Origin of the sequence: Streptomyces sp. NPDC047880 (assembly GCF_040706515.1) — a bacterium.
Taxonomy (GTDB): Bacteria; Actinomycetota; Actinomycetes; order Streptomycetales; family Streptomycetaceae; genus Streptomyces.
Genome location: NZ_JBEZOK010000011.1, coordinates 105,587 through 120,127, shown reverse-complemented (window position 1 = coordinate 120,127; position 14,541 = coordinate 105,587). Strand labels below are relative to the sequence as shown.

General features: G+C 72.4%; 11 protein-coding genes, 1 pseudogene and 1 riboswitch. Of the genes and pseudogenes, 4 read left to right on the top strand and 8 right to left on the bottom strand.

Annotated features, from left to right (window positions below; all coding sequences use genetic code 11):
* Positions 1–57: 57 nt before the first annotated feature.
* Together AB0937_RS18750 and AB0937_RS18745 are read right to left on the bottom strand one after the other, a co-directional pair.
* A complete protein-coding gene (locus AB0937_RS18750) occupies positions 58–2,457 on the bottom strand; it encodes an ATP-binding protein (protein WP_366712977.1) in 2,400 nt (799 codons plus the stop codon).
* A gap of 572 nt (positions 2,458–3,029) precedes the next feature.
* Complete coding sequence (locus AB0937_RS18745; RefSeq protein WP_366712975.1) at positions 3,030–4,295, bottom strand: MBL fold metallo-hydrolase; 1,266 nt, start codon at positions 4,293–4,295, stop codon at positions 3,030–3,032.
* A gap of 140 nt (positions 4,296–4,435) precedes the next feature.
* On the opposite strand from AB0937_RS18745, the gene AB0937_RS18740 reads away from it, so the two are divergent.
* The 3 genes from AB0937_RS18740 to AB0937_RS18730 all read left to right on the top strand — a co-directional run bounded on the left by AB0937_RS18740 (position 4,436) and on the right by AB0937_RS18730 (position 7,545).
* Complete coding sequence (locus AB0937_RS18740) at positions 4,436–5,614, top strand: Glu/Leu/Phe/Val dehydrogenase dimerization domain-containing protein (RefSeq protein ID WP_366712973.1); 1,179 nt, start codon at positions 4,436–4,438, stop codon at positions 5,612–5,614.
* Between the two features lie 98 nt (positions 5,615–5,712).
* Positions 5,713–6,354 carry a TetR/AcrR family transcriptional regulator gene (locus AB0937_RS18735; protein ID WP_366712971.1) on the top strand — a complete coding sequence of 214 codons (642 nt, stop codon included), beginning with the start codon at positions 5,713–5,715 and terminating at the stop codon, positions 6,352–6,354.
* A 51-nt stretch (positions 6,355–6,405) separates the two neighbouring features.
* Positions 6,406–7,545 (top strand): class I SAM-dependent methyltransferase, encoded by a 1,140-nt coding sequence (locus AB0937_RS18730; RefSeq protein ID WP_366712969.1) that lies wholly within the window; start codon positions 6,406–6,408, stop codon positions 7,543–7,545.
* A 414-nt stretch (positions 7,546–7,959) separates the two neighbouring features.
* Here AB0937_RS18730 and AB0937_RS18725 read toward each other — a convergent pair whose 3' ends face one another.
* The 4 genes and pseudogenes from AB0937_RS18725 to AB0937_RS18710 form a co-directional block, all read right to left on the bottom strand.
* On the bottom strand, positions 7,960–8,745 hold the full coding sequence (locus tag AB0937_RS18725) for an SGNH/GDSL hydrolase family protein (RefSeq protein WP_366713131.1): 786 nt from the start codon (positions 8,743–8,745) through the stop codon (positions 7,960–7,962).
* Positions 8,746–8,890: 145 nt separating this feature from the next.
* A pseudogene (locus tag AB0937_RS18720) lies at positions 8,891–9,132 on the bottom strand (DUF6250 domain-containing protein); the annotation flags it as partial.
* Positions 9,133–9,284: 152 nt separating this feature from the next.
* Positions 9,285–10,199 carry a peptidoglycan DD-metalloendopeptidase family protein gene (locus AB0937_RS18715; protein WP_366712968.1) on the bottom strand — a complete coding sequence of 305 codons (915 nt, stop codon included), beginning with the start codon at positions 10,197–10,199 and terminating at the stop codon, positions 9,285–9,287.
* Between the two features lie 4 nt (positions 10,200–10,203).
* A riboswitch (cyclic di-AMP (ydaO/yuaA leader) is annotated at positions 10,204–10,358 on the bottom strand.
* Positions 10,359–10,672: 314 nt separating this feature from the next.
* Positions 10,673–12,748, bottom strand: coding sequence for an alpha-galactosidase (locus tag AB0937_RS18710; RefSeq protein WP_366713129.1), 2,076 nt, complete (start codon positions 12,746–12,748; stop codon positions 10,673–10,675).
* Between the two features lie 179 nt (positions 12,749–12,927).
* On the opposite strand from AB0937_RS18710, the gene AB0937_RS18705 reads away from it, so the two are divergent.
* The gene (locus AB0937_RS18705) at positions 12,928–13,725 is read left to right on the top strand and encodes a tyrosine-protein phosphatase (protein ID WP_366712967.1); all 798 of its coding nucleotides are present in this window, start codon (positions 12,928–12,930) and stop codon (positions 13,723–13,725) included.
* A gap of 12 nt (positions 13,726–13,737) precedes the next feature.
* Here AB0937_RS18705 and AB0937_RS18700 read toward each other — a convergent pair whose 3' ends face one another.
* Together AB0937_RS18700 and AB0937_RS18695 are read right to left on the bottom strand one after the other, a co-directional pair.
* Complete coding sequence (locus AB0937_RS18700) at positions 13,738–13,857, bottom strand: DUF6126 family protein (RefSeq protein WP_234846817.1); 120 nt, start codon at positions 13,855–13,857, stop codon at positions 13,738–13,740.
* Entirely contained in the window at positions 13,854–14,501 is a 648-nt protein-coding gene (locus AB0937_RS18695) for an XRE family transcriptional regulator (RefSeq protein ID WP_366712966.1), read from the bottom strand. The genes AB0937_RS18700 and AB0937_RS18695 overlap by 4 nt, the downstream gene beginning before the upstream one ends.
* Positions 14,502–14,541 lie beyond the last annotated feature (40 nt).

The window sequence follows — 14,541 nt, the reverse complement described above, 5'->3', positions numbered from 1 at the left end:
TCCTTGGGGTACGAAGGTCTGAGGGAGCGCTGGGGGTGGGGGTGGGAAGGGGGGTGGTCATCCGGCGGGTGCGCTCCCGTCCTGCCGGGTGGGGGTCGTGCGGTGGTCGGAACGGGGCCCGGGCGTCGGCCTGCTCGAGGGGAACGGCTCCTGGGCGAGCGCCTCGAGGTGGACGGGACGGACGTGCATCGGCTCCCTGCGGGTGGACCCGCTGGGTGCGGGGTCCGTGTGGGCGGTGCCTGTGTCGGCGGAGCCCATGGGGACGGGGTCCGTGTAGGCGGAGCCCATGGGGACGGGGTCCGTGTAGGCGCAGTCCATGTAGGTGGGGCGCGTGGGGGGACCGCCCATGTGCGTGGAGTCCATGGGGGCATCGCCCATGTGCGCGGAATCCACGGGAACACCACCCATGTGCGAGTCCAAGGGGGACGGCTCCGTGCCCGGCCGGGGGACGGCAGGCGTGTGCGAGGACTGTGTGGGGGCCGTCTCCATGGGGGCGGTCGGGGTGTCGCCCCACTCCGTGTGGTCGGCCTCCAGATTCTGCTGGGCCTCCGCGAGGCTGATGCCGCGTTGGAAGGCCGCCATCAGACCGGGGTCGTGCCCCACGAGGTGCTCGGGGTCCTGGCGGGGCGCCGGGCCGTCACGCAGCTGGGGGGCGATGTGCTCCTGGGCACGGCGACGGGGCAGTTGGGGCTTGCCCATGGTGCCGCGCACGGCGCCGTTGCGGGGGGTGGGCAGTTCGGTGGCGTGCTCGGCGAGGGCGCGCCGGTCGTCGGGACTGACACCGGGCCGTGCCTCGGCGGGGGTCGGACGTTCCCGACGGGCCCCGCGCACGGGCAGGGGCGCGGGCCGGCCGCCCGGCGCGTTCCCGCCCGGGACAGGCTCGGCTTCCGGTGCGCGTCCCCGTGATGCCCCGGGTGGGGCGAGCGGGGTCGGTGTCCCCGCTCCGGAGACGGGCAGCTGTGCGGAGGAGACCCCGGATTCGGCGCCGTCGGCCGAGGATCGGCCCTGGGCCGGGGCAAGGGCAGCCGGCCCGGCCCCGGCACCAGAGGTCGCCTGCCCGGCCCGGCCCGGCCGCCCGGCCTGACCGCCCTGCCCGGTCCGGCCACCCGGCCCCGCCTGACCACCGCCACCCGGCCCCGCCTGACCACCCTGCCCGGCCTGCCGCGTCGGTACAGCAGGGCGGTCCGCAGTGTCCGCTCCGCCCTCCGGCTGCCCCTCTCCCCCGGGCGCACCCGCCCCCGCCTCCGCTCCCAGCAACGCCTGCGGCACGACGAGCACCGCCTGCACTCCGCCGTAGATGTTGGTCTGGAGCCGGACGGTGATGCCGTGCCGTCGTGCGAGCTGGGAGACGACGAACAGGCCGATGCGGCCGTCGGCGAGGAGCCGGGCGACGTTCACCTGGTCGGGGTCGGCGAGCAGCGCGTTCATCCGCGTCTGCTCCTCCAGGGGCATGCCGAGTCCGCGGTCCTCGACCTCGACGGCGAGCCCGGAGGTGACGAGGTTGGCGCGCAGCAGGACGTGGGTGTGCGGGGCGGAGAACACCGTGGCGTTCTCGACGAGTTCGGCGAGGAGGTGGATGACGTCGGCGACGGCGTGCCCCCGCAGCTGACCGTCGATCGGCGGCACGAGTTTGACCCGCGAGTACTGCTCGACCTCGGCGATGGCCGAGCGCAGCACCTCGGTCATGGAGACCGGGTTGCTCCACTGGCGGCGCGAGACGGCTCCGCCGAGCACGGCGAGGTTCTCCGCGTGGCGGCGGATGCGGGTGGCGAGGTGGTCGACGTGGAAGAGCCCCTTGAGCAGGTCGGGGTCCTCCATCTCGTTCTCCAGCTCGTCGAGGATGGAGATCTCGCGGTGGACCAGGGACTGCAGGCGCCGGGCGAGGTTGACGAACACCTCGAGCTTCTGCTCGCTTCCGGTCTGGCTGGAGAGCTGGGAGGCCTGCACGACGGCGGTGACGGCGCCGTCGTGCGCGCGGGACAGGTCGGCGGCGAGGAGGTCGAAGTCGTCGGCGTCCGCGGGCGGTCCCTCGGGCCGGCTCTGCGATGCGAGCTGCGGCGGGCCGTCGCCGCGGCGCAGGGTCTCGACGAGGGTGCGCAGATCGGCCTCGTGCCGAGCGGTGCCGCGACGCAGCACGCCGATGCGGTCGTGCACGGAGCGGGCGGCCCGGTCGGCGGCGACCGCGGCGACGACGATGCCGACGAGGGCCACGAAGACGGCACCGCCGAGCACCGCCCACAGGGTGGGGCCCGGCCGCGCTCCGGTGGACCGGACGGTGAAGAGGACGGCGGCGCAGCCGCTGAGGGCGACGGCCACGGGGGGCAGAACCGCGAGCCGCAGCAGCTGGGGCCGTATGTGGGTCTCGGGCAGCGCGGGTGCGGTGCGGACGGCGGGCCGCCCGTGCCGCCCGCCCTCACGGCGGTCTGCGCGTGCGGCCGGGGCGCGGAGGTGAGACATCGGTGTCCTCGTACGGGTACGTCGGGCCTGGGTGCCAGGGGAGCTCGCGGGGGTGCGAACGGGTTCGCGTGGACGCTTGCGTGCGCCCCGGGAGGCTCCCCCGGCCGCACGCCGCTTCCGCGTGCCGCCGGCGCCTCGGGGTCCTGTGGGGCGACCCGGGCGGGAGACCTCCGTGACGGCCGCGCCTGCCTCGTCCGGGACGTCGCCGCCGATCGCGCCGCCGACGCCGGCGGCGGTGGCGCGCGGGCAGCGGGGCTCCCCGTCGCGTCGACTCCCTCGTCCGCCCTGCGCCTGCACGTGCCGGCCCCCGCTCGCTGATCCGCCCTGTTTCCCGACGGCCACTGACAGTAGTCGCCAGCGCATCATGTGCGGCGGGCAGTTGACAAACTCATACGGTGAGCGTCCCGCTCTGGTATGAGGTCTCGCACGACAGACCGATAACACCGCCCTAGACCCGAACGCGAACGATGAGAGATCGATCCGACCTGGTCAGAAGCGGTCACACGGAAGCGGCGAGGGCCGGGGGCTTCTCACCCCCGGCCCTCGCCGCCGCTCTGTCCTACGTCCCCGGGTCAGCCCGTCGGGAGCGTTTCGGGATCCTCGGTACCCTGGCCCGCTCCACGACCACCGTCACTCACCGTGTCAGCTTGGGCCAAGGCTGCCGCGTCCGACGCGGTCTTGATCGTGGCGTCGGCGAGGACCTCCCCGGTCGGGAAGCCACCCTTCGGGGCGAGTGCCACGCCACGCCACCACGGCTCGGACGGGACGGTCTCGGCCGTGGGTTCGAAGGGCTCACCGGGGCGGGGCAGGGCGACGCCGGCACCCTCCGCGCGGGCGGCCGCGAGCGTCCCCTCACCGGGATCCGCCCACGGGTGCGTCGCCAGGTTGAAGGTGGCCCAGTGGATCGGCAGCATCGGGCCGTGTTCCGGTCCGCCCTGGAGGTCGAGGTGGGCGCGCATGCCCTCCTCGGGGGTCATGTGGATGTCGGGCCAGAAGTCGGAGTACGCGCCGATCTGGATCATCGTGGCGTCGAACGGCCCGTGCTCGGCGCCGATCTCCTTGAAGCCGCCGAAGTAGCCGGTGTCACCGCTGTGGTAGATCCGGTGCTCCTCACCGGAGACGACCCAGGAGGCCCACAGGGTGTGCTGGGTGTTGCGCAGTCCGCGACCGCAGAAGTGCCGGGCCGGGGTGGCGGTCAGGGTGAGGCCGCCGATGCCGGTGGACTCGTGCCAGTCCAGTTCGCGCAGCCGGCCGGCGGACACGCCCCAGTGCTCGAGGTGCGCGCCGACGCCGAGGGGCACGGCGAACAGCGTGTCCGTGCCCGCGAGCGCCTTGATGGTGGGCATGTCCAGGTGGTCGTAGTGGTCGTGCGAGATGACCACGACGTCGACCGGCCCGAGGGCGGCCAGCGGCAGGGGGACGGGGTGCAGCCGCTTGGGACCCGCGAAGGAGAAGGGGGAGCACCGCTCGCCCCACACCGGGTCGAACAGGACGCGACGGCCGTCGATCTCCGCGAGCACGCTCGAGTGCCCCATCCACGTCAGCCGGAGGCCGGTGGCCGGGGGCCGGGCAATGTCGGCGAGGGTGGTGGAGTGCACCGGCACGGTGCCCTTCGGGACACGGCGGGGCCGGGTGTCCTTGTCGAAGAAGACCTTCGCGAAGTCCAGGGTCGAGCCCGAGGGACGGGTCCGCGCGGGGCCGCCGGGGTTCTGGAAGACCCCGTCCTTGAAGTGGGGTGATCTGCGGATGCGCGCCATGCGCTCACCGCTCGGGTCGGCGCCGAACGCCCCGGGCTGCAGCGCGCGGAGCCCGGAGCTCAGAGTGCGGAAACCGGCCACGGTACCTCCAGGTGGAGTCGGTCAGGCTTTCCATTATGGTCGGCCCCTCCGACACCACGGGATCACAGAGGTCACACCGGAGGCGGACCGAAGGCGATACTGACCGGTGATTCAGTTACCCGTGTGGCGAAGGAGCCCGTATGGCCACCCCCCTGCTGTCTCTGACCTGGACCGATCACCTCACGGGACGGCAGGGCTTCCTGGTCGTGGACCGGCTGGTGCGCGGGGTCGCCAGCGGCGGCCTGCGGATGCGCGCCGGCTGCACCCTGGACGAGGTCACCGGCCTGGCCCGCGGCATGACCGTCAAGGAGGCCCTGCACTACGACCCGGCGAGCCGCTACGTCCCCCTCGGCGGCGCCAAGGGCGGCATCGACTGCGATCCCCGGGACCCCGGGGCGTACCCGCTGCTGGTGCGCTACCTGCGCGCGATGCGGCCGTACATAGAGAGCTGCTGGACGACGGGCGAGGACCTGGGGCTCACCCAGGACCTGGTCGACCGGGCCGCGGCCGAAGCGGGGCTGGTCTCCTCGATCCAGGCCGTGTATCCGCTGCTGGACGACGAGGCCGAGGCCCGGCGGCGGTTGCGGGACGCGTTCGCGGTCGAGGCCGACGGCATCGGCCTGGACGAGCTGGTCGGCGGCTGCGGTGTGGCCGAGGCGGCCCTGACCGTCCTGGACCGGGCAGGTGTGCCGCGCACCGGGACACGGGTCGCCCTCCAGGGGCTCGGCACCATGGGCGGGGCCACCACGCGCTTCCTCACCCGCGCGGGGCTCACGATCGTGGCCGTCGCCGACCTCAAGGGCACCATCGCCAACCCGGCGGGCCTCGACGTCGAGGCGCTGCTCGCGGCGAGGGACACCCACGGCACGGTCGACCGCCGCGCGCTGCGCCCCGGCGACCGCGAACTGCCGGGCGAGGACTGGCTGTCGGCCGACGCGGACGTGCTGGTACCGGCCGCCGTGTCGTACGCGGTCGACGCTGTCAACCAGGAGCGGATCACCGCCCGTTGGGTCGTGGAGGCCGCCAACATGCCCGTGCGCCCGGAGGCGGAGCTGCTGCTGGCCGCGCGCGGGGTGACCGTGCTGCCGGACGTCGTGGTCAACTCGGGTACCAATGCCTGGTGGTGGTGGACGCTGTTCGGGGACGTCGGCGCCGACGCCGAGGAGGCGTTCACCCACACCCGCCGCGCGATGCGGACCCTGGTCGAGCGGATGCTGGACCGCGCGCAGGCCGACGGGACGACACCGCGGGCCGCCGCCCACGCGATCGCGGCGGACCGGCTGCCGCTGATCGCGGAACGCTTCGGCTGGTTCCGGTGAGGCACCTGCCGCGCCCTCGGCGACTGCCGTCGCGGGCCCGGCAGGACCGGCCGGAACACCCCGTCGATGGGCCGCACGTGCATGGGTAGGGTGACGGCGTGACGAGAGTCCGGTTGAGTGTGGCCGAGCGGCGCGGGGATCTGCTGCGGGCCGCCATCGAGCAGATCGAGGCGAGGGGTGTGGCGGCCGTCAGGATCGCCGACGTGGCCTCGGCGCTCGGCGTGAGCAACGCGCTGGTCCTCTACCACTTCTCGACGAAGGAACAGCTGGTCGCCGCCGCGTTCCGGCACGCGGCGGAGGGCGATCTGGCCCATCTGCGCAGGCTGCTGGGCCGCCGCTCGCCGGCGCTGCGCCGCCTGCGGTCGGCCGTACGGTGGTACGCCCCGACGGGGCAGGCCAAGGGCTGGCGCCTGTGGATCGAGGGCTGGGCGGCGGCGTTGCGCGACCCCGTGCTGCGGGAGGTCGCCCAGGACCTGGACAGACAGTGGAAGGCGGCCATCGCCGAGGTCATCGCGGAGGGCGTGGCCGCCGGCGAGTTCCACTGCCCCGACCCGCACGGGGCGGCCCTCCGCCTCACCGCCCTTCTCGACGGCCTGGCCGTCCAGCTGACGTCCTACGAGGGCGCGGTGGCGCGAGCGCGGGCACAGGAGTGGGTGGAGGAGGCCCTCTCTCGTGAACTGAGCCTGGGAGCCCGCCGGGAGTCCCCCGAGGACGCTGGCTGCCGCGATGTGGGCCGCTGACCGTCACGGACCGGTTCGAAGACCGGCGGCGGCGCGGGAGATGATGAGCGGGTGAGCAAGGAGCACATCATTCGCCGGCCTGAGAGTTCGGGAGAGGAGCGCTGCGCCCTGTGGCGGTCGGAGAGCGGCGCGCCACCGCCGAAACAGGTGCTGGTGGCCGATGACCGGACGGACGCCGACACCGCGTTCCGTCTCGCGTGCGAGGGGACCTCGCTGTTATGGAACGGCGACTTCCAGAACGCCCGTCAGTTACTGCGGGCGATGGCACGCCGCGTCGACCGTAAACCGCCGAAGCGGGGGACGTCACCGGGGCAGAGCTTCCATCTGTACCGTCAAGCGCAGTCGAGGCGGGCGCGGATTCTGGGCATGCTGCTCGTGCCGGTCGAGGCGGGGCATGTCATCCCCCTGCGCCGGGCCCCGGACGTGCGGCTGGCCTGCGAGCAGGCATACGGGCGGTGCGATGAACCCTATGTTGTGTCATTGCGCGAGCTGCAGGGGGTCCTCGGGGCCGGCGAATGGCGCAAGAAGGGGGTCCACGTGCCGGCGCTCGGCGAGTCGATCACACCGCACTACGGTGTGTTCTCCCCGGTGCGGGGCGAGTACGTCGACCTGGTGGCCGATGCGCCGCTGCCGTCACAGGGCACGGTGTTCGACATCGGCACCGGCACGGGGGTTCTGGCCGCCGTCCTGGCGCGGCGCGGCGTCCGCCGGGTCGTGGCCACGGACCTCGACGCTCGTGCGCTCTCCTGCGCGCGGGAGAACATCGACCGACTGGGCCTGTCGTCCACCGTGGACATCCAGCAGGCCGACCTGTTCCCGAACGGCCGGGCCTCGTTGATCGTCTGCAACCCGCCGTGGCTTCCCGGCAGGGCCCGGACGCCGCTCGAACACGCGGTGTACGACACGGAAAGCCGGATGCTCCGCGGCTTCCTCGACGGACTGTCCGCCCATCTGGAACCGGGCGGTGAGGGGTGGCTCGTCATCTCGGACCTCGCCGAGCACCTGGGGCTGCGCTCCCGCACGGAGCTGACCGAACTGTTCGCCCGGGCGGGCCTGACGGTGGCGGGGCGTCTCGACGCCCGGCCGCTGCATCCCCGGGCCCATGACCCCGCTGATCCGCTGCACTCCGCCCGGAAGGCGGAAGTGACCTCCCTGTGGCGGCTGGCGCCGGGTGCGGGCGCCGCCGGCTGACCGTCGCGGCAGCGCGCGGACACCGGGAGCCTGACACGACCGTCAGGCTCCTGTGCGCCGCCAGTCACCGAACGACTCCGGTCGCAGCGAGTCGAGAGCGGACTCGAGGTCGAGCCGCTGCGCAGGAGATCGCCGTCATGGGCGTGCAAGGCGCGGCGAACGTGGTCGTCCGCCACCAGATCGGCACCGCGGACGATCCGGACATGCCGCCCCCCCCAGCGCAGGGCGCGGGACCCCACAGCAGTAGGAGAGCCGTGACCGTGTCCCGTCGCATTCCGTCGATGCGCGGCGTTCCACGGTACTGCAGTCGTGTCCGCGGTGGCGGTGCGGGCCGGGCGTGCGGGCGGCCGGGCCACACGGCCGGCACCGGCGTTCGGCGAGCAGACGCCGCACGCCCCGCACATCCGGCCACCGTCACGCCACCGACGCGATCCGCATCCTGATGTCGTCCGGCGACAGCGCGCCCTTGGCCGTCACGTGGTCGCCGGACGACTCCCCACGCAGCCGGCGCCCGATCCACGGCACCAGGAACTCGCGCGCCCAGGCGACGTTGTCCCGCCGCACGTCGAGCGCGCCGCGCGGGGGCAGCGGGGGCCACGCCTGCTCGGGGTCGGCCGGCACGTCGAGGCCGAGCACCTGGCCCGCGCGGAGCGCCACGCGCGTGTGCCCCTCGGGCGACAGGTGCAGCCGGTCGGCGTCCCAGGCCCGGCGGTCCTGCACGCTGCGCAGGGACCACAGGTCGAGCACCGGGCAGCCGTACCGGTCGGCGATGGCCCTCACATGTCCGTTGTACGTGGCGATCTTGCCGCGCAGGTGCTTGAGCACGGGCACGCCACGGGTGTCGAAACCGGTCGTCACCATGACCGTGCCGGACACGGCGGTGAGCTGGGCCAGCGCCCGTTCGAAGCGCTCGGCCACCTCGTCCGGGTCGGTGCCGGGCCGGATGATGTCGTTGCCCCCGGCGCAGAACGAGACGAGGTCCGGGGCCATGTCGACGGCCCGCGGCACCTGGTCCGCCACGATCTGGTCGAGGAGCTTTCCGCGTACGGCGAGATTGGTGTACCGGAAGTCGCCCTCGGGCCTGCGGTCGGCGAGCAGGACGGCGAACCGGTCGGCCCAGCCGACGAACGCCCCGTCGGGGCCGGGATCGCCGACGCCCTCGGTGAAGCTGTCCCCCACCGCCACGTACGACCCGATCACTGCTCTGCTGTCACTCTTCGAATCGTCTGCCACAGCAGCTCATGATTCACCTTCGAATGTGACTTACGCGACCGTAGGAAAGGGTTGACGGGCGGTGAGATAAGCCACTCCTAAAGTGTTCGCCAACTCCGGAATACCCCGCTTGTCAGGGATGTTTCGGGGTGAGCCGCCAGACCCGGAACCCGCTGATCCGGAAATGGCTCCAGACGGCCCGGAAGGCGAAGTGGCCACTCGTGCAGCCCGCGTAGTACGTCGTGAGGTGGTCGTACTCGTCGAGGGACCCGCCGCGCGGGGTCGCGAAAAGGTCGTCCGGGGAGCGGACGTCGTCGCGTTCCAGAAGTTGCCGAGGTCCGAGACCCGGTCGTCGGCCCCGCCCTCGGCGACGGGGTCGCGGTCCAGGCGAGCACGTACTCCGCCCCAACTGCCGTCGCCTGTCGATCCCCTGGGGCGGGCGCCCCCACGCGCACACACCGAAGGCCGGACCCGGGGATCGGGGTCCGGCCTTCGGAGGCGTGTCAGGCAGGTGGTCGTGCGGTGGGTCAGCCGACGGAGACGCCGTGCGAGCGCAGGAAGGCGACCGGGTCCACGTCCGAACCGTAGTCCGGCGTGGTGCGGATCTCGAAGTGCAGGTGCGGTCCGGTGACGTTGCCGGTCGCTCCGGAGAGGCCGACCTGCTGTCCGGCGGTCACGGTCTGACCGGCCGACACGGAGAGCTGGGACAGATGGGCGTACTGGGCGTAGTGGCCGTCGTTCAGCTTGATGACGACCTGGTTGCCGTAGGCGCCGCCCCAGCCGGCGGAGACGACCGTGCCGGCGCCGACGGCCTTGAGGGACGTGCCGGTCGGAACGACGAAGTCGACACCGGTGTGGTAGCCGCTGGACCACATGCTGCCGGACATGTGGTACGGGGTGCCGACAGTGACACCGGCCACCGGCAGGGTGTAGCCACTGGAGTTGCTCTCGGCGGCGGGCTTGGCGGCGGCCGGCTTCGCGGCGCTCTGGGCCTTCGGGGCCGACTCGGCGGCGGAGGGCTTCGGGGCCGAGGCCTTCGGCGCGGAGGGGGCCGAGGCCTTCGGGGCGGTCGCCGCCTTCTTGCCGATCGAGAGCTTCAGGCCCGGGTGGATCAGCGAGGGGTCGGAGCCCACGGCCTCACGGTTGTCCGCGTAGAGCTTCTTCCAACCGCCGCTGACATTCTGCTGGTCGGCGATCCTGGCGAGGTAATCTCCGGCCTTCACGGTGTACGTGTGGGCGCCATGGTTCTTTTCGGCGGCCTTTTTCCCGGTGGCCGGAGCGGACTGCACGGCCTTTTCCGGAGCCGACTGCGGCGTAGCGGCATGGGCGCCGGCGGCCCCCATGAGCGGCAGGGCGAGAGCGGCCCCACCGGTTCCGGCGACGGCGATGGAGCGGGTGAAACGCTGGGTCTTGGGACGGCGGTGCTTACCCTTCGCGGGCATGGCGAATTCCTCTCCGTCGCCTGCGAGGTGAGCTGTCGGGTGCGGGCTGGAGATGCCCGGCCGCGGGGGCGCGGCTGAACCCCAAGCCGTTCCGGGAACCGGAACAGGCGTCTTACCTGTGGGTCCCCCGCTCCTGCCGTGCTTCGGGTCAGTGTGTGCGGGCTCCGGGCGGCGGCAGGATTAGGCGTCCGTCCGGATTGGTGTGGAACGTAAGCGACCGAGACGCAATGGGACAAGCTTGCGGTTGCCGCTGACGACATTTTTCCCGACACGTGGGCACGTGCGCTGTCACCGAGCGTGGATTACCGATCTCCCGCTTTGCTCAATACCCCTGAACAATACGGGGATTACGTGAACATGGCGACAGCGGATCGTCACGAATATGACGATGGTCACGCACCCCGACCCCATCTCCTTTACGATCGGGGCACGTCATGCCTTAGCGGCCGAAATTCCCCATTCGGACAGAACGACTACTTCCGCTTAAGCCGGACGACCGTGGCATCCAGGTCTCCGCGCAGACCGACCCGCAACCCGTGGTGCAGCAGGAGCCCCCCACGGTGAACTTCGCCCGTTTCGAGGCATTCGTACGATGCCTCCGGGTCGAGTCCGCGCAGCCGGAGCGCCGGAACGGACTCGCCGTAGCGCTGCGCCTGGAGCCAGGCGAGGACGACGGTCTCGTCGCCGAGGACGTACTGCACGGCGCTCAGCCCGCCCTGCGGGGGCCGCAGCCGGTACAGGTCGCCGCGCTGCACCAGGGGTCGGATCTCCTTGTACAACCCCACCCACTCGCCCGCCTCGGCGAGTTCCCCGGGCGTCCACTGCGTGAGGTCGCCGCCGACTCCGAGCACCCCGGCCATGGCGCTGACGAACCGGAACCGCAGCGAACTGGCCCGGTGGTTGAGCATGGCGTTCGGGCTGTCCGTGACCCAGGCGGCCATGACCCGGGCCGGATGGATCTGGCTGAAGCCGTGCTGGATGGCGAGCCGGTCGAGGGGGTCGGTGTTGTCGGAGGTCCACACCTGGTCCGTGCGGCTCAGCACACCGAGGTCGATCCGGCCGCCGCCACCCGAGCAGGACTCGAAGGCCACCCCCGGATGGGCGGCCCGCAGCCGGTCCAGCAAGGCGTACAGGCCGTGGACGTGGTCGACCCACAGCCGCTGCGGGTAGGCGTCGTCCGGCCATCCGGCGTCGGTGAAGCAGCGGTTGAAATCCCACTTGACGTAGTCGATCGGCGCACTGGAAAGGAGCCCGTCGAGCTGCTCCCACAGGTACTCCCGGACGTCCTCACGCGCGAGGTTCAGTACGAGCTGATTACGGAATTCCGTCCGCTTTCGTCCTGTTTGGTACTGAACCCAGTCGGGATACGCCCGGTACAGGTCGCTGTCCGGGTTGACCATCTCGGGCTCCACCCAGATCCCGAACTGCATGCCGAGGCTGTGCACGTGGTCGGCGAGCGGCTTCAGTCCGCCCGGGAAACGGCCGGGGTTCGGGGTCCAGTCGCCGAGGCCGGCCCGGTCGCTGGTGCGTGCCCCGAACCAGCCGTCGTCGACCACGAACAGCTCGACACCCATGGCCGCGGCCCGCTCGGCGAGCGCCCGCTGCTGCTCCTCGGAGATGTCGAACTCGGTGGCCTCCCAGGAGTTGAACAGCACCGGCCGGTCCCGCCCGGCGTCCGGGATCACATGGGCCCGCTGGTAGGCGTGCCAGGCGCGGCTCGCCCCGCCGAAGCCGCCGTCGCTGTAGAGCCCGGCGAAGACGGGGGTCGTGTACGACTCGCCCGTGCCGAGCATCAGCAGGCCGGAGTCGTCGTGGCCGGCACCGCCGGTGATCTGCACGCGCGCGTCCGGGAGCTGGGCCACGGCGATGCGCCAGGACCCGGACCAGCCCAGGGCGCAGCTGTAGACCTCGCCGTGCTCCTCGGTGGCCTCGGTGTCGAGGGCGACCCACGGCAGGTGCTGGTGGGAGGTGTGACCACGGCGGCTGCCGATGACCTTCTCGCCGTGGGTGAGGCCGGAGCGGGTCAGCCGGGACTCGGCGCCCCAGCGGCCGTGCAGCTGGGAGAGCCGCCAGGTGTCGCGGTCGGGCAGGGTCCAGGTGGCGGAGTCGGCGCGCAGCAGCTCGACGGCCGGTCCCCGGTTGCCCAGGGTCACCCAGCGCTCGACGACATCCGCCGAGGGGCGCATCCGGTAGCGCAGCGTGATGTCCAGGTCGCCGTCGCGGAAGCGAAGCCGCAGCTCGCCGTCCTCGGCGTCGTGTCCCTGGTAGGCCCACTCGGTGCCCCGCCGTCCGGCCGTGCGCACGGACAGGGCGGGGCGGACGAAGCGGGCACCGCCTTCGACCGGGTACTCCTCGCGCCCGTCGAGCGTGGACTCGAAGGGCCAGAAGTCCGGCAGCGGCCGGCGGGCGAGGGCCTCGGCGTCGGCCAGGCCGATGCGGGGGCCCCAGTGCAGGTGCAGCAGCTCGTCCCGGTCGGTGACGTGGACGGCGTAGCTGCTGGCCGGCCCGGAGAGCACCCATGTACGACCGTCGTCGGAGATGTCCAGCATCATGCCCTCACAGATTCGAACAAGCCCGACCAGGTGCGACCAGGCGGCAACATCATCGAGTGCCGCGGGGGCTCCGGGCAACGCCTGTGGACAACTCATTGCCCCAGGCAGGCATGTCGTATCGTCGAGTGACGCCCGCCGACGAGCCGCGCCGGCGGCGCCGAAGGGGAGGAGCCCTCGTGACACAGCAGGTCCCGTCGACCGAGCCCGAGCTGGCCGGAGTGCGCAACTTCCGTGATGTGGGCGGACTTCCGACCGTGGACGGACGGCGGGTGCGCCAGGGGGTACTCTTCCGCAGCGGCCACCTCGCCCACGCGACCGGGGAGGACGCCGCATTCCTGACGACTCTGGGCCTGCACACCATCTTCGACTTCCGCAACGCGGCCGACCAGAAGCTCGAAGGGCCGGACGTCGAGCTGCCCGGCGTGCGCAATGTGAACCTGCCGCTGAGCGACCCCGCCGACGGCGCCGAGTTCTGGAAGATGGTCCGCGACGGCGACCTGGACCAGCTCCGCGAGATCCTCGCAGACGGCAAGGGCGCGGGCCGCATGATCGCCTCGTACCGCACGATCATCAAGCACCGCACCGGCGAGCACTCCCGGGTGCTGCACGCGCTCGCGCAGGACAGCGTCCCCGCGCTGATGCACTGCGCGGCGGGCAAGGACCGCGCGGGTCTGTCCATCGCGGTGACGCTGCTCGCCGTGGGCGTCGAGCGCGAGGCGATCGTCGAGGACTACCTGAAGTCGAACGCCAAGCACCGCCGCTACAAGGTGCACCGCTCCAGCTCCGCCGCCTCGGCCTACTCCCCCGAGGTCATGGAACTGCTCAGCCCCCTCTTCGACGCGCGCGCCGAGTACCTGAGCGCGGCCTTCGACACCATCGAGGAGACGTGGGGCGGCGTCGGCACCTACCTGGAGAAGGGGCTCGGCCTCTCCGCGGAGACGCGGGAGCGGCTGCGCGAGCGGCTCCTCGACTGAGGTGACGGGGGGCTACTTGGCGCCGACCTCGAACAGCAGGTACACGAAGGCGGCGAAGATGTGGCCGGCGATGAGATAGACGAACAGCCTCACCCACAGGGCTCGGGGGAACTTCTCCTCCAAGTTGCTCATGTCATGTCTCCGGGGTTGGAGCCCAGGCACAGGGCGGCCGTGGGGCTCTGCAGCAGGGTGTGGACGAAGAGCAGTTCGACGCCGTCGTGGTCCTCGGCGGCGATCCGGTGCGGGGTGAGCGAGTCGAAGTGGGCGCTGTCGCCGGCCGCCAGCCGGTGGGTGGTGTCCCCGAGGCGCAGCCGCAGCCGGCCGCGCAGCACGTGGAGCCACTCCTCGCCAGGGTGGACGCGCACGATGTCGCCCTGGGAGCCGTGGGGGACGTGGACGCGCAGGGCCTGCATCCCGCGGCCGGGGGCGCCGGCCTGCCAGTAGGTCCAGCCGCCTGCCGCAGTGGGTTCCATGTCGGCGGCGCGGATGACGGCGTCCCGTTCGGCGACCGTCTCGCCGAGCAGTTCGGAGACCGTCGTACCGTAGATGCGGGCGAGTGCCAGCAGCATCGGCAGCGAGGGCTGGCGCTGCCCGGTCTCCAGCCGGGAGAGGTGGGCGGGCGACAGCCCGGCGGAGCGGGCCGCGGCCTCCAGCGTCAGGGAGGCCTGGCGTCGCAGGGCCCGCAGCCGGGGCGCCACCACCGTGGGCAGCGCACCGTCCGCCTGGTCGGCCGGCGAGTCGGTCCCTCGGGGCCGCTCGGTCTCGGAGGAGCTCATGCCTCCATTCAGCCGGAGACTTGCCTCACCGGCAAATTCC